This window comes from Curtobacterium sp. 8I-2, from assembly GCF_902506155.1.
Classification (GTDB): domain Bacteria; phylum Actinomycetota; class Actinomycetes; order Actinomycetales; family Microbacteriaceae; genus Curtobacterium; species Curtobacterium poinsettiae.
Map to the genome: position 1 here is coordinate 1,068,638 of NZ_LR732827.1, position 20,349 is coordinate 1,088,986.

A 20,349-nucleotide genomic window follows, 5' to 3' on the forward strand; every position below is an offset into this window, starting at 1 on the left:
ACCCGATCCCACTCAAGGAGAACCATGCACACCACGTCCCTCGTCCGCCGGACAGGAACGGTCATCGCCCTCGCCGCGGTCGCCGCTGCTGCCCTCACCGGCTGCTCCTCCGGCTCCGCTTCCAGCAGTGCTGCTGGCAGCGGGACCGGCAGCATCGTCGTCTGGGGCCACCAAGGCCAGGACTCCGAGGTCGCGGCCATCCAGAACGCCGTCAAGGGCTTCAACGCGTCGCAGAAGAAGGTGAAGGCGACCCTGAAGCTCATCTCCGGCGACACCTACACCAGCACCGTGACGAACACCCCGACGAACAAGTTGCCGGATGTGCTCGAGATCGACGGCCCGACGCTCGCGAGCTACGTCTACAACGGCAAGCTCACTCCGCTCAGCGACTACGTGTCGAAGTCCACCGTCAGCAACGCCACGAGCGGCTCGATCGCCGAGGGTACCGACAACGGCAAGCTCTACGGCCTCGCGCAGTACAGCTCGGCGATGGGCCTCTACGGCAACAAGAAGCTCCTCAAGGCCGCCGGTGTTCAGCTCCCGACTTCGCCGTCCACTGCGTGGACGCCGGAACAGTTCTCGGCGGCGCTGAAGAAGCTCGCCGCGGCGAACTCCTCAGGGAAAGCGCTCGACCTCACCGAAGCGTCGCTGAACGCCGAGTGGGGCACGTACGGCTTCTCGCCGATGGTCCAGTCTGCCGGGGGAAACCTCGTCCAGGGTGACAAGGCCACCGGTGTGCTGAACTCCGCCGCCTCGGTCAAGGCCCTCGAGGACATCGCGTCCTGGAAGCCCTACGTCGACGCGAACACGGACGGCAACGCCTTCCAGAACGGCCGCGTCGCGCTGAGCCTCAGCGGACACTGGAACTACCCGGCCTACTCGAAGGCGGTCGGCAGCAACCTCGTGGCCCTGCCGCTGCCGAACTTCGGCAAGGGTGAGAAGGTCGGCGCCGGGTCCTGGACCTGGGGCATGAGCTCGGCCACCAAGAACGGCAAGGCCGCAGGTGCCTTCATGGACTACCTGCTCAACGACACCAGCGTCAAGGCGATCACGGACGCGAACGGTGCTCCGGCAGCGACGAAGTCCGTGTTCGACAAGCAGGCCGACTACCAGCCCGGTGGTGCCCTCGCCCTCTGGGGGCAACAGCTCGAGCAGTCCTGCCCCGCCACGGCGATCACGGACTCCTGTATCGCGGCCTACCGACCGGTGACCCCGGGCTACCCGGTCATCACCTCGAAGTTCGCCAGTGCGCTCTCCGCGGTCTGGGGCGGCGCCGACGCGAAGGAGCAGCTGACCACCGCGGCCCAGTCCATCGACCAGGCCTTCTCCGACAGCAACGACTACAAGTGATCGGCGGTGGAGACGTCGGCCTGCCCGACGTCTCCACCGGCACCGCCCCGAACAGGACGACCAGGAGCACCAGTGACCAGCACGACCAGTCCCCAGTCGGATGCCCCGCCGACGCCATCCAGGGCGCGGGAGCACCGCGCTCCCCGACAACTGCGCAAGCAGCGGAGCGGCACCTTCGCCGGTCCGCTGATGGCCCTCCCCGCGATGAGCGGCATCGTCCTGTTCATCGCAGTACCCTTCGTCGCCGCGATCGGGCTGTCGTTCTTCAACGTCCAGATCGGGTCGCCGCGTCCGCCGACGTTCCTCGGGTTCACGCAGTACGTGCGCCTCTTCACCGACCCCGTCGAGGCGCCGCAGTTCTTCCGCGCTCTCGGCAACAACCTCTTCTTCGCCGCGGTCGTCATCCCGGTGCAGACCGGGCTGGCGCTCGTGTTCGCCGTCCTGCTCAACCAGCAGCTCAAGGGCATCAGGTTCTTCCGCACGTTCTTCTTCATGCCCGTCGTCTTCCCCATGGCGCTCGTCGCCGTCATCTGGCGCGTCATCCTCGACCGCAGCGGGGACGGCCTGCTGAACAGCGCGGTCGAGACCGTGACCGGCGGGACCGTCGGCGCGCACAACTGGCTCGGCTCCGGCAACACGGCGATGCTCTCCGTCATCGTCCTGTCGGTCTGGCAGGGCGTCGGCTTCCAGATGGTGATCATCCTCGCGGCGTTGCAGGAGATCCCCGAGGAGCGCTACGAGGCCGCACGACTCGACCGAGCGAACGTCTTCCAGCAGTTCCGCTACATCACCGTGCCCGGCGTCCGGAACACCCTGATCTTCGTCGTGCTGCTCACGACGATCTTCGCCTTCCGGGTCTACGACCAGGTGTACATCCTGATCACCACCGCCGGCGGGAACGAGAACGCCCTCCGCACGGTCCTGTACCAGGCGACGAACGCGATCCTCGCCGAGAACAGCGTCGGCCAGGCTGCCGCCATCTCGGTGGTCCTCTTCCTGATCATCGTCGTCATCACCCTCGTCCAGCGAGCCGTCCTGCGCCAGAGGAGCGAAAGTTGAGCACCATCCGACCCACCCGCAAGCGACTCTCGAAGGCCGGCTCCTACGCCATCCTCATCGTGATGTCGGCGGTCATGTTCTCGCCGATCTACTACCTGCTGATCGGCAGCTTCAAGCCGAGCTCCGAGGTCCTCGACGGCTTCACCGGCTTCCTCCCCATCCACCTGTCGCTCCAGAACTACCTCGGGGTCTTCAAGGCCCTCGACTCGGACGCGACGGGGTACTTCTGGCGGTTCATGGGCAACTCCGTCGCCATCTCGCTGGTCATCGTGCTCGGCGGGCTCGTCGTGAACTCGATGGCGGGCTACTCCTTCGCGCGCCTGCAGTGGCGCGGCAAGAACGCGGTGTTCGTCATCGTCGTCCTGCTGATCATCGTGCCGTTCGAGTCCGTCGCGGTCCCGCTGCTGTTCCTGCTGAACGGCCAGCGCGACACCCTGTTCGTGCAGATGATCCCGTTCGTGGCGAACGCGTTCTCGATCTTCTTGTTCTACACGTTCTTCCTCAACCTGCCGAAGAGCATCGAGGAGGCCGCGCGCCTGGACGGTCTCGGGGCATTCGGCACGTTCGCCCGGGTCGTCGTCCCGAACGCCAGACCGGTCTTCGCGACCGTGGCCATCCTCACGTTCCTCAGCTCGTGGGGGTCGTACCTCTGGCCGTCGATCGTGACGTCCGATCCGACCGCCCGCCCGCTCCCGCTCGAGATGAGCGTGTTCTCCGGCCAGACGCCGGTCGACTGGGGACAGACGTTCGCCTTCGGGACCCTGCTGGTGCTGCCGGTCCTGATCGTCTTCCTCGCGTTCCAGCGGTTCTTCATCCAGAGTGTCGCCGGTTCGGCCGTCAAGGGATGACGCTCGCCTGCTCGAGTCGAGGTGGAACCGGTCGGTCGCAGACGCCCCTTCCGAGCTGAACCTCGACGGGGGTGCCAGCAAGCCTCTCGGGCGGCGGGGCCGGTGAACGAAGGACGCCCCGCCGGCCGAAGCCAGCGGGGCGTCCCCGTCGAGTCAGTCCAGGATCAGAAGTCCCAGTCCTCGTCCTCAGTGTTCACGGCCTTGCCGATGACGTACGACGAGCCGGAGCCCGAGAAGAAGTCGTGGTTCTCGTCCGCGTTCGGCGACAGGGCGGAGAGGATGGCCGGGTTCACGTCCGTGATGTTCTTCGGGAACATCGGCTCGTAGCCCAGGTTCATCAGCGCCTTGTTGGCGTTGTAGTGCAGGAACTTCTTGACGTCCTCGGTCAGACCGACCTCGTCGTAGAGGTCCTGCGTGTACTGCACCTCGTTCTCGTACATCTCGAACAGCAGCGAGAACGTGTAGTCCTTGAGCTCGTCGCGCTCAGCCTGCGTGAGGGTCTCGAGGCCCTTCTGGTACTTGTAGCCGATGTAGTACCCGTGGACGGCTTCGTCACGGATGATCAGGCGGATCAGGTCGGCGGTGTTCGTGAGCTTGGCACGCGACGACCAGTGCATCGGCAGGTAGAAGCCCGAGTAGAACAGGAACGACTCGAGCAGCGTCGAGGCGACCTTGCGCTTCAGCGGGTTGTCGCCCTGGTAGTAGTCCATCACGATGGACGCCTTCTTCTGCAGGTTCGGGTTCTCCTCGGACCAGCGGAAGGCCTCGTCGATCTCACGCGTCGACGCGAGCGTCGAGAAGATCGACGAGTAGGACTTGGCGTGCACCGACTCCATGAACGCGATGTTCGTGTAGACGGCTTCCTCATGCGGAGTGATCGCGTCGGGGATGAGCGACACGGCGCCGACGGTGCCCTGGATGGTGTCGAGCAGGGTCAGACCGGTGAACACGCGCATGGTCAGGGTCTGCTCGGCCGGCGTCAGCGTGTTCCACGACTGCACGTCGTTCGACAGCGGCACCTTCTCGGGCAGCCAGAAGTTGTTGACGAGACGGTTCCAGACCTCGACGTCCTTGTCGTCCTGGATGCGGTTCCAGTTGATGGCCTGGACCCGATCAATGAGCTTCAGCTTCTCGACCAACGTGTGTTCCTTACAGAAATGGTGACTAAGTGACGGACTGGAGGCGCGGTGCGGGTTGGCACCGCGCCTCCAGGGAGCAGAGCGGCAGCTCTACAGCATGCAGCTGACGCAGCCCTCGACCTCCGTGCCCTCCAGCGCGAGCTGGCGGAGACGGATGTAGTAGATCGTCTTGATGCCCTTGCGCCATGCGTAGATCTGCGCCTTGTTGATGTCACGCGTGGTGGCGGTGTCCTTGAAGAACAGCGTCAGGGACAGGCCCTGGTCCACGTGCTGCGTCGCCGCGGCGTACGTGTCGATGATCTTCTCGGCACCGATCTCGTACGCGTCCTGGTAGTAGTCCAGGTTGTCGTTCGTCATGAACGGCGCCGGGTAGTAGACGCGGCCGAGCTTGCCTTCCTTGCGGATCTCGATCTTCGACGCGATCGGGTGGATCGACGACGTCGAGTGGTTGATGTACGAGATCGAACCGGTCGGCGGGACGGCCTGCAGGTTCTGGTTGTAGATGCCGTGCTCCTGGATGGACGCCTTCAGCGCCTTCCAGTCGTCCTGCGTCGGGATCGTGATGTTCGCGTTGTCGAACAGCGAGGCAACGCGAGCCGTCGCGGGGGTCCACGTCTGGTCGGTGTACTTGTCGAAGAACTCACCCGATGCGTACTTCGAGTCGCGGAAGCCGTCGAAGGTCTCGCCGGTCTCGATCGCGATCTTGTTCGACGCACGAAGGGCGTGGAACAGCACCGTGTAGAAGTAGATGTTCGTGAAGTCGATGCCCTCTTCGGAGCCGTAGTAGACGCGCTCACGAGCGAGGTAACCGTGCAGGTTCATCTGGCCGAGGCCGATGGCGTGCGACTTGTCGTTGCCGTCCTCGACGGAACGCACCGAGGTGATGTGCGACATCTGCGAGACCGAGGTCAGGCCGCGGATGGCGGTCTCGATGGTCTTGCCGAAGTCGGGCGAGTCCATCGTCAGCGCGATGTTCAGCGAGCCGAGGTTGCAGGAGATGTCCTTGCCGATCTCCTTGTAGGACAGGTCCTCGTTGAAGGTCGTCGGGGTGTTGACCTGCAGGATCTCCGAGCACAGGTTGGACATGTTGATCCGACCCTTGATCGGGTTGGCCTTGTTCACCGTGTCCTCGAACACGATGTACGGGTAGCCCGACTCGAACTGGATCTCGGCGATGGTCGTGAAGAAGTCACGCGCCTTGATCTTCGTCTTCTTGATGCGCGAGTCGTCGACCATCGCGCGGTAGTTCTCGGAGATCGGGACGTCGCCGAAGGGGACGCCGTAGACCTTCTCGACGTCGTACGGCGAGAACAGGTACATGTCCTCGTTGTTCTTCGCGAGCTCGAACGTGATGTCCGGCACGACGACGCCCAGGGACAGCGTCTTGATGCGGATCTTCTCGTCGGCGTTCTCGCGCTTGGTGTCGAGGAACTTCATGATGTCCGGGTGGTGGGCGCTGAGGTAGACCGCGCCGGCACCCTGACGCGCACCGAGCTGGTTCGCGTAGGAGAAGGAGTCTTCCAGCAGCTTCATCACGGGGATGATGCCCGAGGACTGGTTCTCGATCTGCTTGATCGGGGCGCCGGCCTCGCGGATGTTGGAGAGGAGCAGGGCCACGCCGCCGCCGCGCTTCGAGAGCTGCAGCGAGGAGTTGATGCCGCGCGAGATCGACTCCATGTTGTCCTCGATGCGGAGCAGGAAGCAGGAGACGAGCTCGCCGCGCTGTGCCTTCGCCGTGTTGAGGAACGTGGGGGTCGCGGGCTGGAAGCGGCCGGCGACGATCTCTTCGACCAGGTCGATGGCGAGCTGCTCGTTGCCCTGGGCCAGGCCGAGGGCGGTCATGACGACGCGGTCCTCGAAGCGCTCCAGGTACCGCTTGCCGTCGAACGTCTTGAGCGTGTAGCTCGTGTAGTACTTGAACGCGCCGAGGAACGTCTGGAACCGGAACTTCTTCGAGTACGCCAGGTCGTTGAGTCGCTGGATGAAGTCCAGCGAGTACATGTCGATCGTGGCTTGTTCGTAGTACTCGTTCTCGACCAGGTAGTCGAGCCGCTCCTTCAGGTTGTGGAAGAAGACGGTGTTCTGGTTGACGTGCTGCAGGAAGAACTGCTTGGCGGCCTCACGATCCTTGTCGAACTGGATGTTCCCGTCCGCGTCGTAGAGGTTGAGCATCGCGTTGAGGGAGTGGTAGTCCATCCCCGTCTGCGGCGACGTCAGATCGACGTCTGCAACTGCTGCGTCCAAAATGCATCCAATCCTGAGTTGACCGCCGACACGTCGTCAGGGGTCCCGAAGAGTTCGAATCTGTAGAGAAGGGGGACGTTGCACTTCTGTGCGATGACGTCCCCTGCGAGGCCGTACGCCTCGCCGAAGTTCGTGTTGCCACCCACCACCACGCCGCGGATGAGCGAGCGGTTGTGGGCGTCGTTGAGGAACTTGATGACCTGCTTGGGCACTGCCCCGTCGCCGTTGCCGCCACCGTAGGTGGGCAGCACCAGGACGTAGGGCTCGTCCACGTGCAGGAACGGTTCGCTCGGGTAGATCGGGATCCGGTCCGCATCGCGGCCGAGCTTCTCGACGAAGCGTGCGGTGTACCCGGACACGCTCGAGAAGTAGACCAATCGGCTCATGGTGCGCTCCTCGTGGAAAGGTGCGGACAGGCGGACCGGGCGGGCCAGGAGAGGCGAGTCGCGCCTCCCGAGATGCCCTGCCTGCGGGCCCCTTCGGGGCCCGCAGGACGACTACGCCAGTTCGGCGCTGAGGGTCGCGATCTTGTCGGGGCGGAAGCCCGACCAGTGGTCGTCGTCCGTGACGACGACGGGGGCCTGCATGTAGCCCAGGCTCTTGACGTGCTCAAGCGCTGCTTCGTCCGTGGACACGTCGTGCACTTCGTACTCGATGCCCTTGTTGTCGAGGGCCCGGTACGTCGCGGTGCACTGGACGCAGGACGGCTTGGTGTAGACGGTGACGGCCATGTTCTCCCCTGGTTCCTACTGGTTTCTGCTGTGCTGTGGAGGTGGTGCTGATGTCTGTCCGCAGTCGTGTCCGGGAGGGGCCGCTGCGATGTCTCCACACTACATCTAGTGGCTAGCCGCAGCACCGACCACAAGAGGGAGTGTTACAGCCGTGTAGTTCTCCACAACGCCCTCCACAGTCTGTGGATTCCCGGGAGGCCCGAGTTTCCGCCAGTCTGCGGGAGGCCACCGACACTTCCCCACACCGGGGGACAGTCACGATCCACAGATGTGGAATCAGCCCATCGGCGTGTCGCGAAGGCCCCCTCCCCAGGACGGGGGACACCCCGATCCGGCCGGTCCGTACACTCGTCTCGTGAGTACGTACGGGCCCCTCCTGAAGACCCCTGGCGTGGGTCGTGTCATCGCCGCACAGCTCACCGCACGGTTCCCGTTCGGCATGCTGTCGCTGGCCTACCTGCTGCACGTCGAGCACGTGTTCCACTCCTACGGCGCCGCCGGTCTGGTGCTCGCGACGACGAGTGTCGGGCAGGCGCTGGCCGGGCCGCTGACGAGCCGCTGGATGGGCAGCTGGGGCATGCGCCCCGTCCTCATCCTGACGAGCATCGTCGCGCTGGTGAGCATGGTGGTGATCGCATTCGTGGTCATGCCGCTCTGGGGATACGTGGTGGTCGGGTTCCTCGGCGGGTTGGCGGTCCCGCCCGTGCAGCCGGCGGTGCGCACCATCTACCCAAAGATGGTGACGTCGGCGCAGCTCACACCGCTCTTCTCCCTCGACGCCAGCGCGCAGGAGCTCATCTGGGTCGCCGGCCCGGTCATCACCACCTTCGTCGCGACCCAGGTCGGCACGGTCGAGGCGATCGTCGTCGCGATGGTGTTCCTGGTCGTCGGCGGCACGTGGTTCATCGCCTCCCCCGAGCTCGGACGCGTCCGCATCCCCCGTTCCAAGCGCGCGTTCGGTGTCGTGCTGAAGCGTCCAGCGGTCGTCGTCGCCACCCTGACCGGCCTGCTCCTGATCGGGGCGTGCGCCGCGGTCGAGGCGAGCGTCACCAGCGTCTTCGGCGAGGGCAGCCCGAACGCCGGCATCGTCCTCGCGGTGTTCGCGGTCGGCTCGCTCGCCGGTGGCCTGGCGTTCGGCCACCGCCCGATCTCCCGCAACACCCTGTGGACGCGCATGGCCGTCGTGTTCGTCGGCCTCACCCTGGCCCTCGGCGGCACGGGCTTCTGGTGGCTGTGCCTCGCCCTGGTCATCGCGGGTGTGGGCATCGCGCCGGCCCTCGCCGTGATGTTCGGTTCGGTCTCCGCCACCGTCAAGTTCTCCGACACGGCCGAGGCCTACGGCTGGATGGGCACCGGCCAGCTGATCGGCGCGGCCGGCGGTTCGGCGATCGCCGGCTTCCTGATCGACGGCAGCGGCCCCGTCGGCGGCTTCACCGTCGGCGCCGTGATGGCCGGGCTGGGCGTGCTGCTCCCCCTGGCGATGCGGAGCTGGCTGCCCGACCTGCGCGGCCGCGACGCCAGCCCGCTCCCCGACACCGAGCCGGTGCACCTGCCGACCTGAGCGGACGCGCGGCGGCGGCTGGCGGGCGGGCGGTTTCGGGCGTACCTGGTCGAATCGGGCGTACCCGGTCGGAAGTTCTGAGCAGGTACGCCCGTTTCCACTCGCCATCGCCGCCGGTATGGGAAGGAACGTGCGCCCGGCGTACGGGTCGCGTTCTCCACAGATGGCCTGGAGGCCCGGCGCGCGCCCGCCAGGCACCGGCAGGATGGGTGCATGGTCACCTCAGTTCCCCTGCGCGACGGCCGCTCGATCCCCGCGATCGGCTTCGGCGTCTACAAGGTCGACGACGCCCAGGCAGAGACGGCGGTCGGCCTCGCGCTGGACGCCGGCTACCGGCACGTCGACACCGCCGAGATGTACGGCAACGAGACCGGCGTCGGCAAGGCGATCCGGGCCTCCGGGCTGGACCGTGACGACGTCTTCGTGACGACCAAGGTGTGGAACGACCACCAGGGGCGCGAACAGACCCTGCGGGCGTTCGACGGCAGCCTCGAGCGGCTGGGGCTCGATGCCGTCGACCTCTACCTGATCCACTGGCCGGCCGCCACCAACGACCGCTACGTCGAGACCTGGCGGGCGCTGGTGGAACTGCGCGAGTCGGGGCGGGCTCGGAGCATCGGCGTCTCGAACTTCCAGGTGCCGCACCTGCAGCGACTCATCGACGAGACCGGCGAGGTACCGGCGCTGAACCAGGTCGAACGGCACCCCTGGCTGCCGCAGCGCGAGCTCATCGCGTTCCACGAGCAGCACGACATCGTCACCGGGGCGTGGTCGCCGCTCGGCCGCGGGCGCCTGATCGACGAGCCGGTGCTGACCGGCATCGCGGACGCACACGGGGCGAGCGTGGCGCAGGTGCTCGTGCGGTGGAACGTCCAGCAGGGCGTGGTGGTGCTGCCGAAGTCGGTCACGCCCTCGCGGATCCGGTCGAACCTCGACGTCGACGGCTTCGAGCTGACCGACGACGAGCTCGCGGCGATCGCGACACTCGAGTCCGGGCAGCGGACGGGCTCTCACCCGGACTCGGTGTAGTAGCGGGCGGGGTACGCACCGGTCAGCCACGGCGAGGGCAAGGTCGTACTGTCGAGGGGTGATCGATCCTCAACAGGCCGCCCGTGAACATCTGCGTCCCGATGAGCACCTGTACTGGGCGGGCACCAGTGACCCGGCCAAGCTCTTCTCGGGCCGCGACGGCTTCCTCATCCCGTTCTCGCTGCTCTGGTGCGGATTCGTCGGCTTCGGCACCGTCAGCGTCCTCCGAGACGGTCAGATCGGGCCAGAGCTCGTCATCTTCCCGCTCTTCCTCGTCCTCGGCCTCCACTTGCTGTTCGGCCGGTTCCTCGTGAAGCTCCACCGGAAGCGGACGACGGTCTACGCCGTGACCGACCGCCGCGCCCTGGTCATCACGGCGCGTGGGACCCGCGACGTCCCGGTGGGCCGATCGGACCGCACGACGCGCTGGTCGGCCGACCGACGGCACTGCACGGTCGAGTGGCAGGAGCAGTTCGGTCCGTTCGCTGGCGTGACCCGCGGTCTGCAGACCCAGATCTACGCGAACACCGGACTCGATGGATTCTTCGGTCCGCAGCTCGTGGCGTTCTGGGATGTCCGCAACGGCGAGGAACTCGTGCGCGCACTCGAGCTCGCGACCCGGTAGCCCGGATCAGCCCCGGCGGTCCTCCTCTGACTGCCACGGCAGGTGCAGGTCGCCCGGTTCGGGCTCCACGTCGCCGGCGTCGTCCGCGCCGCCGGTCCCGGGGGCCGCGATGACCTTGGACGGGTCGATGCCGTCCTCACGCAGGTCGTCGTCGTCACGCTGCTTCGTCTGGGACGCGTCCATCTCGCGCTCACTCGACGGGCTGTACGACGTGTCCGCCGCCCGCTGCTCGCGGCCGCTGACCCCGTCGACGTCGTCGCTGTGCGCCGCGTCGCGGAGCGCATCGTTGCGTGCTCGGTCGTCGGACGGCTCGGGGCCGGGGGCCTTCGGGATGCTGTCGCTCATGGTGTTTCCTCCTGCAGCGGACGCTAGCCCTCGGCCCCGTGTAACGAGTCTGGCTCGGTCCGCTCCCCGCACTCGATGACGCCCCTGCCCCCGCTACGCTGCCGACGAGGGGGAACGATGCGACGAACACGGACCGCGACGACCGCGGTGATCGGCTCGGCACTGGTGGGGCTGCTGCTCGCCGGGTGCACAGCGTTCGGCGGCGACGAAGCGATCCCGACGCCGACGCCGACGCGTCAGGCATCACTCGACGGGACGAGCCGGAGCCCGGGAGCCGACCCGACCTCCGCCGCACAGCAGGTCAGCACACCGCAGGTCTTGGCGGCCGGCACGGTCGCCGCCGAGACCGATGTCGTCTCGGCGAGCGGTGACACCCGGATCCACGTGCGGGTCGTCGCGAACGAGAGCGGCACCTTCGACGCCGAGTTGTCCGGCTACCGCACGACGAACCCGCAGTGGATGAGCTTGGAGTTCCGCGGAGGTGACGCTGACGGTGCCGGCGACGCCAGCGGGTACCGTGCCGGAGTCGTCATCTGGGACCCGGAGACCGGCGCTCCGGACTCGGTCGGGCTGTCAGACGCCGGCCCCACTCCGGACTTTCTGCACAGCGTCGCGCTCGTGCCGGCGCCGTCTGATGACGGGGACGATTCCGGACGCACCGGCATCGGCTCCGTGCTCGCAATCGCTCCGTTGCACTGGACGATCCCCGACCCGTACCCGGACCTGCAGGTCGACGTGGGCGCATCGCGGCCCGGGGCGAACGGTTGGGTGCACGAACGTGACGGCGTGCCGGTGTCGTACCAGGTGTCGAGCGACGACGCGCAGGTGACGGTCGCCGAACGCTTGGGCATCACCGTCGCGCAACTCCGCTGGCTGAACCCGTCGCTGCAGACCGGCGCGGGCGACCAACTCATCACGGACACCGATCTCAACCTGGATCCCGCAGCGCGCTGATCCGGTCGCCGCCCCGCCGGACGGAGCCCGTCCGTACGGTCGGTTACGGTTGACCAGCACTCGCGAGCACTCGGCACCACCAGGAGGTCCCATCGTGACGATCGTCGCCGCCGCAGACGGCTCAGCCCTCGGCAACCCCGGCCCCGCCGGATGGGCCTGGTACGTCGACGACGACCGGTGGGCGGCCGGAGGCTGGCCCCGCGCGACGAACAACATCGGCGAGCTCACCGCCGTGCTGCAGCTGCTCCGTGCCACGAAGGACACCGGCGAGCCGCTGCACATCCTGTGCGACAGCCAGTACGCCATCAAGGCCTGCACCGACTGGCTCGCCGGCTGGAAGCGCAAGGGCTGGCGGAAGGCCGACGGCAAGCCGGTCCTCAACGTCGAGATCATCAAGGAACTCGACGCGGAACTGCAGGGTCGCAAGGTCACGTTCGAGTGGGTCCGCGGCCACGTTGGTCACGAGATGAACGAAGCTGCCGACGTCCGTGCCCGTGGTGCTGCCACCGCGTTCCAGAACGGCACCGACGTGCCGCACGGTCCCGGCTGGCCCGGGGCCGAGGTCCCGGAGCCGTCCGCACTGCCCGACGCGACCCCGCCCGCGACCCTCTTCTGACCCTTCCGCCAGCAGCCCGCCCGGTTATGTACTCCCCTGTATAACGGAGGTGATCGGCATGGCAGTGACGACGATCGATCTTGATCCACGCGTGCTCGATGATGCGAAGCAGCTGACCGGCGCCCGCTCCAACCGCGAGGTCGTGCAGAGAGCACTCGAAACCCTCATCGCGGTGCGGCGACAGCCCGCCGCCGTCGAACGCATCATCGCGCGAGACTTCAGCGCCGACCCTTCTGCGGCCGACGAGCTGCATCCCTGATGGCGACGTACATCGTCGACAACTCCGTCTGGTGGAAGGCACACCGTTCAGCGGGCATCGCACAGCGGCTTCGCGAGATCGCGACGCAGGACCTGATCATGACCTGCCCGCCGCCGGTCCTCGAGTACTGCCATGCAGCACGCACCGGACCCGACCACCAGGGGTACCGCGACGACATGGACGCCTTCCTCGAGGCTTCAGAACACCCGGACATCCAGGATGTCACGAGCATCCATAACGCCCTCTGGAACAACGGCCACGTCCGCGGAGCCGGACCGATCGACGTCCACATCGCTGCCTACGCCGTGCGCAACGGGGCCACCGTCCTCAGCTCGGACCGCGACTACGACCACATCGCCGACGCAGTCGCCGATTTCCGGCACGAGTACCTGCCGGAGCGCTGACTGCGGGTCAGTAGGTCCCGTCGCGCCGCTCCTGCTGCGTGATCTGCTCCCCCGACGCCGGGTCGACGCCCGAGCGCGTGGTGGTCGTGGTGCGGCGACCACCGAAGGCCACGGCGAGGCTGATGATGAGCAGCACGACACCGGCTGCCATCAGGATGTAGCCGATCAGGCGCAGGTCGACGCCGGCGAGCTGGATGTTCAGCGCGAAGGCGACGATCGCGCCGATGACGATCAGGGCGATGCTGGATCCGATGCGCATGACGCAGTCCTCTCGGGTCGGGGTGGTGCGGCAGACGGTACACGTCCGACAACCCCCGCGCGGATCAGTCGACGTCGACTTCGGCCCACCCGTCGAACCGACCGATCTCGGTGACCCGCACGACGGCCTCGCCGACCTCGTCCGAGGCGTCCAGGTCGATCGTCGCCGAGAACCCGAAGTCCTTGTCGCCCTCGGGGTCGGAGAAGATCTGCCGTGCCTTCCAGACCCGCGGTGATGCCGTGGCACCGCTCTCGTCGAGCACCAGGTACTGCATGGACCGTGCGTCGGCGTCCGTGCCGATGCTGTCGTGCTCCTCGTAGTACTCCTCGAGCACGGTGTCCCACGCCGACCGGTCGAAGCCGGCGGTCGCGTCGAGCTCCCCGAGCCCGTCGATGTCGTCGGCCGCGGCGAGCAGCACCCGCTGGAACAGGGCGTTGCGCACGAGCACCCGGAACGCCCTGGGATTGCCGGTGAGCCGTGCGGGCTGCGGCGGCGCGATCTCCTCGTGTTCCTCGGAGGCCAGCAGGACGTCGCCGTTGAGCAGCGCCTCCCACTCGTCGACGAGTGAGGAGTCGGTCTGCCGCACGACCTCGCCGAGCCACTCGATCAGGTCGTCGAGCTCCTGGGTCCGCTGTTCCTCGGCGATGGTCTGCCGCATGGTCCGGTACGCGTCGGACAGGTAGCGGAGCACGAGCCCCTCGGAGCGGGTGAGCTGGTAGAAGCGCACGAAGTCGCCGAAGGTCATCGCGCGTTCGTACATGTCGCGGACGACGGCCTTCGGGGACAGCTGGAAGTCGAGCACCCAGGGCTGTTCGGCGGCGTAGGCCTCGTAGGCGGCGGTCAGCAGCTCGTCGAGCGGCTTCGGCCAGGTGACCTCCTCGAGCAGCTCCATCCGCTCCTCGTACTCGATCCCCTCCTGCTTCATGCGGGCGACGGCCTCGCCACGCTCCTTGAACTGCTGCTGCGACAGGATCGCCCGCGGGTCGTCGAGCGTGGCCTCGACGACCGAGACCATGTCCAGTGCATAAGTGGGAGAAGAAGGGTCGAGCAACTCGAACGCGGCGAGCGCGAACGGCGACAGCGGCTGGTTGAGCGCGAAGTTCGGTGCGATGTCGACGGTCAGGCGGTAGGCGCCGTCGACCTTCTCGATCACCCGTGCGTTGATGAGGGTCCGGGCGATGACGAGTGCCCGCCGGGCCATGGCGAGCTGCCGGGAGCGCGGTTCGTGGTTGTCGTAGACCAGCGACCGGACGTCGGCGAAGGCGTCCCCGCCACGGGCGACGACGGACAGCACCATCGCGTGCGTGATCCGCATGCGCGAGGCCATCGGCTCGGGCTCGGCCGCGATCAGCCGTTCGAAGGACGCCTGCCCCCATGACACGAAGCCCTCGGGCGCCTTCTTCCGCTTGATCTTGTTCTTCTTCTTCGGGTCGTCGCCGGCCTTGGCGACGGCGCGGGCGTTCTCGATGTCGTGCTCGGGGGCCTCGGCGACGACGTCACCCTCGGTGTCGTACCCGGCGCGTCCGGCGCGGCCGGCGATCTGGTGGAACTCGCGTGCGGACAGCTGGCGCATCTTGGTGCCGTCGAACTTCGTCAGTCCGGTGAACAGCACGGAGCGGATCGGCACGTTGATCCCGACGCCCAGGGTGTCGGTGCCGCAGATGACGGGCAGCAGGCCGCGCTGGGCGAGCTGCTCGACGAGTCGTCGGTACTTCGGCAGCATGCCGGCGTGGTGCACGCCGATGCCCGCCCGGATCAGGCGCGACAGGGTCTGCCCGAACCCGGCGCTGAAGCGGAAGCCGGCGATGGCGTCGGCGATCTGGTCGCGGCGTTCGCGCGAGGCGACCTTCGCCGACATCAGCGACTGCGCCCGTTCGAGTGCGGCAGCCTGGGCGAAGTGCACGATGTAGATCGGCGCCTTGCCCTCCTCGAGCAGCCGCTCCACCGTCTCCTGCACGGGCGTCATCACGTACTGGTACTCGAGCGGCACGGGTCGCGAGACACCGGTCACGCGGGCGGTGGGCCGGCCGGTCCGGCGGGACAGGTCGTCGGCGATGGTGGTGACGTCGCCGAGGGTCGCCGACATGAGCAGGAACTGCGCACGCTCGAGCACGAGCAGCGGTACCTGCCACGCCCAGCCGCGGTCGGGGTCGCCGTAGAAGTGGAACTCGTCCATCACGACGACGTCGACGTCGGCGTCCGGTCCCTGCCGCAGCGCCAGGTTCGCCAGGATCTCGGCGGTGCAGCAGACGATGGGTGCGTCGGCGTTGACGCTCGAGTCGCCGGTGACCATGCCGACGTTCTGCGCACCGAACAGCTCGACGAGCTGGAAGAACTTCTCGGACACCAGCGCCTTGATCGGTGCCGTGTAGTAGCTCCGCTTGCCCTCGGCGAGCGCGGCGAAGTGCGCGCCGGCCGCGACGAGTGACTTCCCGGTGCCGGTCGGCGTGCTCAGCACGACGTTCGCGCCGGAGACGAGCTCGATGACCGCTTCGTCCTGCGCCGGGTACAGGGGCCGGCCGCCCTCGGCGGCCCAGGCCGCGAAGGCCTCGTAGACCTCGTCGGGGTCGACGACGCCGTCCACCGCCGCCGGGATCGCGGCGACGAGCGGGGGCGGGGCGGTGACGTCGGTCATGCGCCCATCCTCCCAGGTGCGGCCATGACGGACTGGGCCCACGCCGCCGGTCCCGGGGCGACGCGCCAGCGGCGGACCGGCCGTGCCGGTGGGGAGAGGCGCGGTGCCAGCTCGCCACGGGCCTCCCGTCCGCCCCGTCGCCGACTCAGGCGCATTTCAATACGTGCGCATAGACTCGCGCCATGCGCGAACTCGGCTTCCTCTCCTTCGTCCCGAACCACGGCGGCACCGACGGCGCCGCCGGCGCCCTGGAGGACGGCCTGCGCCTGTTCGAGACCGCCGAGTCCCTCGGCTACGGCACAGGTTGGGTGCGTGGACGGCACTTCGAGCCGTACCTGACGAGCCCGATGACCTTCTTCGCGGCCGCCGCGCAGCGCACCAGCACCATCGCGTTCGGCACCGCCGTGCTCGGCATGCGCTACGAGGACCCGGTGCGCTTGGCCGAGGATGCCAGCACGGTCGACCTGCTCAGCGGCGGCCGTGTGCAGCTCGGCATCAGCACGGGCATCGCCGGGTACGGGCCGATCCTCGACCCGGTGTTCGGCACGGTCGACCGCAGCTTCCGCGACGAGGCCGAGGCCCGCGCAGCACGGCTGCTCGAGGTCCTGCAGGGCGAGCCCCTGGGCAGTGCCGGCAAGGGCTACGAGAGCATCCCCGCCGGGGCCGACCTGACCCTGCAGCCGCTCAGCCCGGGCCTGCGCGACCGCGTGTGGTGGGGTGGCGGCAGCATGGGCACGGCGGTGCGCACGGCCGAGAAGGGGCTGCTGCTGCACTGCTCGACCCTGAACACCGAGGACACGGGTGCGCCGTTCGCCGAGGCGCAGGCCGACCAGATCGCCGCCTACCGCGAGCGGTTCGCCGAGTTGCACCCGCACCGCGAGTCCAAGGTCGCCGTGGGCCGGATCGTGGTGCCGCTCCTCGACGACCACGACCGCGCCGTGCACCAGGAGTTCCTGACCGGGTACGCGTCCGGGATGGACGACGAGGGCCGACCGCTGTCGGGCACGCCGCCGTTCCGCTTCAGCAAGGTCGTGTCCGGCGAACCGGCGGCCATCGTCGACGCCCTGCTCGCCGACCCGGCTGTCACCGCCACCGATGAGCTCGTCATCACCCTGCCGGCGAACGGCGACCGTGCGACACACGAGCGGATCCTGCGCATCGTGGCCGAGGAGGTCGCTCCGGCGCTGCGGGCCTGAGGGCCAGCGACGCGGGCAGACGCCTGGAGCCTGATCGCCTGCGGCCCTGCCGCCACCGAGAGTCGAGGGCATCCGGCGGGGCTCTGATCGAGTTGGTGAAGCCCGAGAGCCCGGCCGGATGACCATCTCGTCCCTGATCCGCACGAGATGGTGCCCCCATCGTTCCACCTACCGACCGGTTTGTCACACCGATCTGCGTCCCTGGAGCAAAGAAGTTGACCAAGTGTCACTCGTTTTTGCGAACCGGCACGAAGTCCGGCAACCGGTTCACCGGTGCGTACCGAGTCCGGGACGATCCACGGAACCAGGTTCCGGCACGGAGCACCGATGCGGCTCCGACCCGGAACGACGAATGCGCCCCCGCGCGGACGCGGGGACGCATTCTGGGACGCACCGGGGAAGCCAGGGCGACAACGGCCGGATCAGGAGGCCGAATCGCTCACCCAGCGACCCCGTAGTCGGTGCGTGCGCGGACGGTAACCAGCCGACTCGCGCACGACGATGTTACTGAACAGAGTCGGGAGCTGCGCGGAAACCGGACGACTTCGTCACTCCAGTTCGAGGGACGCGGTTCCGGCGTCGTCGACGACGGAGGCACCGACGTGCAGCGTGAACGTCCCCGACTCGTACTGCCACGAACCGTCCCAGTGGGCGAAGGCGCGTGCCGGGACCTCGATCGAGACCTCCGTCGACTCCCCCGCACCGAGCCGGACCGGGGCAAACCCGACCAGCCAGCGAACCGGGCGGTCGACCGCCGACTCCGCACGGGACGCGTAGACCTGCACGACGTGCTTGCCGGCGCGGTCGCCCGTGTTCGCGACGGTCGCCGTGACGATGACGGCGTCGCCCTCGCGCACGGTCGGCGTCGCGGAGACCCCGTCGATCGACCACGTGGTGTAGCCGAGGCCGTGCCCGAACGGGTAGGCCGGCTCGGTGCCGGCCCGCAGCCAGGCCCGGTACCCGACGTGGACGCCCTCGTCGTAGGAGACCTTGCCGTCCACCGGGGTGACGTCGAGCACGGGGACATCGGCCATCGCGACCGGCCACGTGGTGGGCAGGCGTCCACCGGGCTCCTGCCGCCCCGTCAGCACGTCGGCCAGGGCGTTGCCGTACTCCTGCCCGCCGAACCAGGTCAGCAGCACCGCGGCGACGTCGTTCCGCCACGGCATCTCGACCGGCGAACCTGCGTTCACGACGACGACCGTGTTCGGGTTCACGGCGGCGACCGCGCGCACCAGGTCGTCCTGGTGACCGGGCAGCGCCAGCGAGGAGCGGTCGTAGCCCTCGGACTCGACCTTGGAGTTCGTCCCGACCACGACGACGGCGAAGTCCGCACCACGAGCGGCCTCGACCGCTGCGTCGATCAGCACGGCGGGATCGTCGTCGGACGGCTCGGTACCGAACTGGTACGCCAGCACCCCGCCGAGCGTCTCGTCCTGGATGACGTCGTACTCGATCCGGATCGCGACCTGCTGGCCGGTGGTCACCGACACGGGCACCGACCGCGCCGGCGGGTTCAGGAACGCGGCGCCGAGCTGGTCGCCCTCGTACGGCACGTCCTCGTCGAGCAGCAGCTCGCCGTCGATCCACATGCGTGACCGTCCGGCCGCGCCGATGCCGAACCGCACGGTCCCCGTCGACTCGGCGGTGTAGGTGGTGGTGATGTCGAGCCGGTCGGCTTCGCGCGTCGGGGCGTCACCGCCGAACCAGAACAGTGCCGTCGCGCGGCGGTCCTCGACGAACAGCTCCTCGCCGTCCTTGACGAAGGCGACCCGCGCTCCGGGCTCACCGGTGCCGGGGTTCGTGATGGTGGACAGCGGGAACTCCGCGATGCCCTCCTGCACGACGGCGCCGATCGCGTAGTCCACGCTCGCGCCGGGGAACGCCGAACGGATGCCGTCCAGCGGCGACACGACCTGCGACGGCACGACCGTGGCCGAGCCACCGCCCTGCGTGCGGGCCTGGTCGGCATTGTGGCCGATCACCGCGATGCGCGACACGGCGGGGGCGTCGAGCGGCAGGACACCGGTGTTGCGGACCAGGACGGTGCCCTCGGCCTCGGCCTCGCGGACGAACGCGATGCCGTCCTCGACGTGCACGGGCGACGCGGCGACGGGTTCGAAGCCCTCGAGCGCGCCGACGCGGGCGGCCAGGGTCAGGATCCGGCGGACCTTGCGGTCGATCGCTGCCATCGGCACCTCGCCGGACTGCACGGCGGCGAGCAGCGGCCCCTCGCTCCACCACGGGTTCGGCCCGGGCATCGCGACGTCCTGCGACGCCTTCGCGGAGTCCACGGAACGCACTCCGGTCCAGTCGGACACGACGATGCCGTCGAAGCCCCACTCCGAGTTGAGCGGGGTCTCGAGCAGGTCGTTCTCCGACGCCGTCACGCCGTTGATCGCGTTGTACGACGACATGACCGCCCAGGCGTGCGCCTCGGTCACGGCCTTCTCGAACGCCAGCAGGTACAGCTCACGCAGCGCGCGGTCGGACACCTCGGTCGACGCGGTGAAGCGGTCGGTCTCGTAGTCGTTCGCGATGTAGTGCTTCGGGGTGGCGGCCACACCGTTCTCCTGCACACCGTCGACGTACGACGCGGCCAGGTCGCCCGTGAGCACGGGGTCCTCGCTGAACGCCTCGAAGTGCCGGCCACCCAGCGGGGACCGGTGCAGGTTGATGGTCGGGCCGAGCACGACGTCGACGCCCTTGCGACGGGCCTCGACGGCAGCGGCGGCGCCGTAGCGCTTCGCGATCGCGCGGTCCCACGAGGCGCTCAGCGCGGTCGCCGACGGCAGGTTCAGGGACGGGTCACGCTCGTCCCACACCTCGCCGCGCACGCCGGACGGCCCGTCCGACATCAGGATCCGGCGCAGCCCGATCTTCTCGACGGGCCAGGTGGTCCAGAAGTCACGTCCGGTGAGCAGCTGCACCTTCTCGTCGGTGGTCAACTGGCCGAGGAGCGCATCGATGCGCTCGGTCAGCGGCGTCGACGGACTGGAGGCGGTGCTCGCGTCGTTCACGGTGGTCACGGTGGTCGGTCCTCTCGTTCAGGGCCGCGGGGCGCCGCCTGGACGGCCGGGGCCTCGTCGCCCACA

The 20,349-nt window shown here is 68.2% G+C and carries 19 protein-coding genes; 11 read left to right on the forward strand and 8 right to left on the reverse strand.

Translation table 11 applies throughout. From position 1 onward, the window contains the following. Window positions 1–24: 24 nt before the first annotated feature. The 3 genes from BOSE127_RS08820 (at window position 25) to BOSE127_RS08830 (ending at window position 3,257) form a co-directional block, all read left to right on the forward strand. Window positions 25–1,350 carry a sugar ABC transporter substrate-binding protein gene (locus BOSE127_RS08820; RefSeq protein ID WP_159556934.1) on the forward strand — a complete coding sequence of 442 codons (1,326 nt, stop codon included), beginning with the start codon at window positions 25–27 and terminating at the stop codon, window positions 1,348–1,350. Window positions 1,351–1,422: 72 nt separating this feature from the next. Further along, on the forward strand, window positions 1,423–2,409 hold the full coding sequence (locus BOSE127_RS08825) for a carbohydrate ABC transporter permease (RefSeq protein WP_235045669.1): 987 nt from the start codon (window positions 1,423–1,425) through the stop codon (window positions 2,407–2,409). Then, the gene (locus BOSE127_RS08830) at window positions 2,406–3,257 is read left to right on the forward strand and encodes a carbohydrate ABC transporter permease (protein ID WP_017886893.1); all 852 of its coding nucleotides are present in this window, start codon (window positions 2,406–2,408) and stop codon (window positions 3,255–3,257) included. Before BOSE127_RS08825 ends, BOSE127_RS08830 begins: the two co-directional genes overlap by 4 nt. Window positions 3,258–3,421: 164 nt before the next feature. Here BOSE127_RS08830 and nrdF read toward each other — a convergent pair whose 3' ends face one another. From nrdF to nrdH, 4 genes are all read right to left on the reverse strand, one after another. Then, window positions 3,422–4,396 carry a class 1b ribonucleoside-diphosphate reductase subunit beta gene (gene nrdF / locus BOSE127_RS08835; protein ID WP_017886894.1) on the reverse strand — a complete coding sequence of 325 codons (975 nt, stop codon included), beginning with the start codon at window positions 4,394–4,396 and terminating at the stop codon, window positions 3,422–3,424. A 90-nt stretch (window positions 4,397–4,486) separates the two neighbouring features. Continuing rightward, entirely contained in the window at window positions 4,487–6,592 is a 2,106-nt protein-coding gene (gene nrdE / locus BOSE127_RS08840; RefSeq protein ID WP_017886895.1) for a class 1b ribonucleoside-diphosphate reductase subunit alpha, read from the reverse strand. A 17-nt stretch (window positions 6,593–6,609) separates the two neighbouring features. Further along, window positions 6,610–7,026, reverse strand: coding sequence for a class Ib ribonucleoside-diphosphate reductase assembly flavoprotein NrdI (nrdI, locus tag BOSE127_RS08845; protein ID WP_031259561.1), 417 nt, complete (start codon window positions 7,024–7,026; stop codon window positions 6,610–6,612). A 111-nt stretch (window positions 7,027–7,137) separates the two neighbouring features. Then, the gene (nrdH, locus tag BOSE127_RS08850; RefSeq protein WP_017886897.1) at window positions 7,138–7,371 is read right to left on the reverse strand and encodes a glutaredoxin-like protein NrdH; all 234 of its coding nucleotides are present in this window, start codon (window positions 7,369–7,371) and stop codon (window positions 7,138–7,140) included. A 355-nt stretch (window positions 7,372–7,726) separates the two neighbouring features. Between nrdH and BOSE127_RS08855 the strand changes: the two genes are divergently transcribed. The 3 genes from BOSE127_RS08855 (at window position 7,727) to BOSE127_RS08865 (ending at window position 10,586) form a co-directional block, all read left to right on the forward strand. Beyond that, window positions 7,727–8,932, forward strand: a complete 1,206-nt coding sequence (locus tag BOSE127_RS08855; protein ID WP_031259562.1) for an MFS transporter — start codon at window positions 7,727–7,729, stop codon at window positions 8,930–8,932. A 213-nt stretch (window positions 8,933–9,145) separates the two neighbouring features. Beyond that, window positions 9,146–9,961, forward strand: a complete 816-nt coding sequence (locus tag BOSE127_RS08860; protein ID WP_159556936.1) for an aldo/keto reductase — start codon at window positions 9,146–9,148, stop codon at window positions 9,959–9,961. A gap of 58 nt (window positions 9,962–10,019) precedes the next feature. After that, on the forward strand, window positions 10,020–10,586 hold the full coding sequence (locus BOSE127_RS08865; protein ID WP_052481926.1) for a hypothetical protein: 567 nt from the start codon (window positions 10,020–10,022) through the stop codon (window positions 10,584–10,586). Between the two features lie 6 nt (window positions 10,587–10,592). Here the strand turns inward: BOSE127_RS08865 and BOSE127_RS08870 are convergent, their stop codons facing one another. Continuing rightward, the gene (locus BOSE127_RS08870; RefSeq protein ID WP_017886901.1) at window positions 10,593–10,931 is read right to left on the reverse strand and encodes a hypothetical protein; all 339 of its coding nucleotides are present in this window, start codon (window positions 10,929–10,931) and stop codon (window positions 10,593–10,595) included. Window positions 10,932–11,048: 117 nt separating this feature from the next. On the opposite strand from BOSE127_RS08870, the gene BOSE127_RS08875 reads away from it, so the two are divergent. The 4 genes from BOSE127_RS08875 (at window position 11,049) to BOSE127_RS08890 (ending at window position 13,164) form a co-directional block, all read left to right on the forward strand. Next, window positions 11,049–11,885 (forward strand): hypothetical protein, encoded by an 837-nt coding sequence (locus tag BOSE127_RS08875; RefSeq protein ID WP_159556938.1) that lies wholly within the window; start codon window positions 11,049–11,051, stop codon window positions 11,883–11,885. Between the two features lie 94 nt (window positions 11,886–11,979). Then, entirely contained in the window at window positions 11,980–12,501 is a 522-nt protein-coding gene (locus BOSE127_RS08880; RefSeq protein ID WP_159556940.1) for a ribonuclease H family protein, read from the forward strand. A gap of 58 nt (window positions 12,502–12,559) precedes the next feature. Then, window positions 12,560–12,760, forward strand: coding sequence for a type II toxin-antitoxin system VapB family antitoxin (locus tag BOSE127_RS08885; protein ID WP_111232839.1), 201 nt, complete (start codon window positions 12,560–12,562; stop codon window positions 12,758–12,760). Next, window positions 12,760–13,164, forward strand: coding sequence for a PIN domain-containing protein (locus tag BOSE127_RS08890; protein ID WP_159556942.1), 405 nt, complete (start codon window positions 12,760–12,762; stop codon window positions 13,162–13,164). The genes BOSE127_RS08885 and BOSE127_RS08890 overlap by 1 nt, the downstream gene beginning before the upstream one ends. Before the next feature lie 7 nt (window positions 13,165–13,171). Here the strand turns inward: BOSE127_RS08890 and BOSE127_RS08895 are convergent, their stop codons facing one another. Both BOSE127_RS08895 and BOSE127_RS08900 read right to left on the reverse strand, forming a co-directional pair. Then, window positions 13,172–13,423 carry a DUF6458 family protein gene (locus BOSE127_RS08895; protein WP_017886906.1) on the reverse strand — a complete coding sequence of 84 codons (252 nt, stop codon included), beginning with the start codon at window positions 13,421–13,423 and terminating at the stop codon, window positions 13,172–13,174. A 64-nt stretch (window positions 13,424–13,487) separates the two neighbouring features. After that, window positions 13,488–16,058 carry a DEAD/DEAH box helicase gene (locus tag BOSE127_RS08900; RefSeq protein WP_159556944.1) on the reverse strand — a complete coding sequence of 857 codons (2,571 nt, stop codon included), beginning with the start codon at window positions 16,056–16,058 and terminating at the stop codon, window positions 13,488–13,490. 182 nt (window positions 16,059–16,240) lie between these two features. On the opposite strand from BOSE127_RS08900, the gene BOSE127_RS08905 reads away from it, so the two are divergent. Beyond that, the gene (locus tag BOSE127_RS08905) at window positions 16,241–17,254 is read left to right on the forward strand and encodes an LLM class flavin-dependent oxidoreductase (protein ID WP_159556946.1); all 1,014 of its coding nucleotides are present in this window, start codon (window positions 16,241–16,243) and stop codon (window positions 17,252–17,254) included. Between the two features lie 548 nt (window positions 17,255–17,802). Here the strand turns inward: BOSE127_RS08905 and BOSE127_RS08910 are convergent. Further along, a complete protein-coding gene (locus tag BOSE127_RS08910) occupies window positions 17,803–20,283 on the reverse strand; it encodes a glycoside hydrolase family 3 protein (RefSeq protein WP_159556948.1) in 2,481 nt (826 codons plus the stop codon). Between the last annotated feature and the right edge of the window lie 66 nt (window positions 20,284–20,349).

What these genes read in the sequence shown, in the direction of transcription:
- BOSE127_RS08820 (WP_159556934.1), top strand. Translation starts at nt 25, where the DNA reads ATGCACACCACGTCCCTCGTCCGCCGGACAGGAACGGTCATCGCCCTC.
- nrdE (WP_017886895.1), bottom strand. Translation starts at nt 6,592, where the DNA reads ATGGACTACCACTCCCTCAACGCGATGCTCAACCTCTACGACGCGGAC.
- nrdI (WP_031259561.1), bottom strand. Translation starts at nt 7,026, where the DNA reads ATGAGCCGATTGGTCTACTTCTCGAGCGTGTCCGGGTACACCGCACGC.
- nrdH (WP_017886897.1), bottom strand. Translation starts at nt 7,371, where the DNA reads ATGGCCGTCACCGTCTACACCAAGCCGTCCTGCGTCCAGTGCACCGCG.
- BOSE127_RS08860 (WP_159556936.1), top strand. Translation starts at nt 9,146, where the DNA reads ATGGTCACCTCAGTTCCCCTGCGCGACGGCCGCTCGATCCCCGCGATC.
- BOSE127_RS08870 (WP_017886901.1), bottom strand. Translation starts at nt 10,931, where the DNA reads ATGAGCGACAGCATCCCGAAGGCCCCCGGCCCCGAGCCGTCCGACGAC.
- BOSE127_RS08875 (WP_159556938.1), top strand. Translation starts at nt 11,049, where the DNA reads ATGCGACGAACACGGACCGCGACGACCGCGGTGATCGGCTCGGCACTG.
- BOSE127_RS08885 (WP_111232839.1), top strand. Translation starts at nt 12,560, where the DNA reads ATGGCAGTGACGACGATCGATCTTGATCCACGCGTGCTCGATGATGCG.
- BOSE127_RS08890 (WP_159556942.1), top strand. Translation starts at nt 12,760, where the DNA reads ATGGCGACGTACATCGTCGACAACTCCGTCTGGTGGAAGGCACACCGT.
- BOSE127_RS08895 (WP_017886906.1), bottom strand. Translation starts at nt 13,423, where the DNA reads ATGCGCATCGGATCCAGCATCGCCCTGATCGTCATCGGCGCGATCGTC.
- BOSE127_RS08900 (WP_159556944.1), bottom strand. Translation starts at nt 16,058, where the DNA reads ATGACCGACGTCACCGCCCCGCCCCCGCTCGTCGCCGCGATCCCGGCG.
- BOSE127_RS08905 (WP_159556946.1), top strand. Translation starts at nt 16,241, where the DNA reads ATGCGCGAACTCGGCTTCCTCTCCTTCGTCCCGAACCACGGCGGCACC.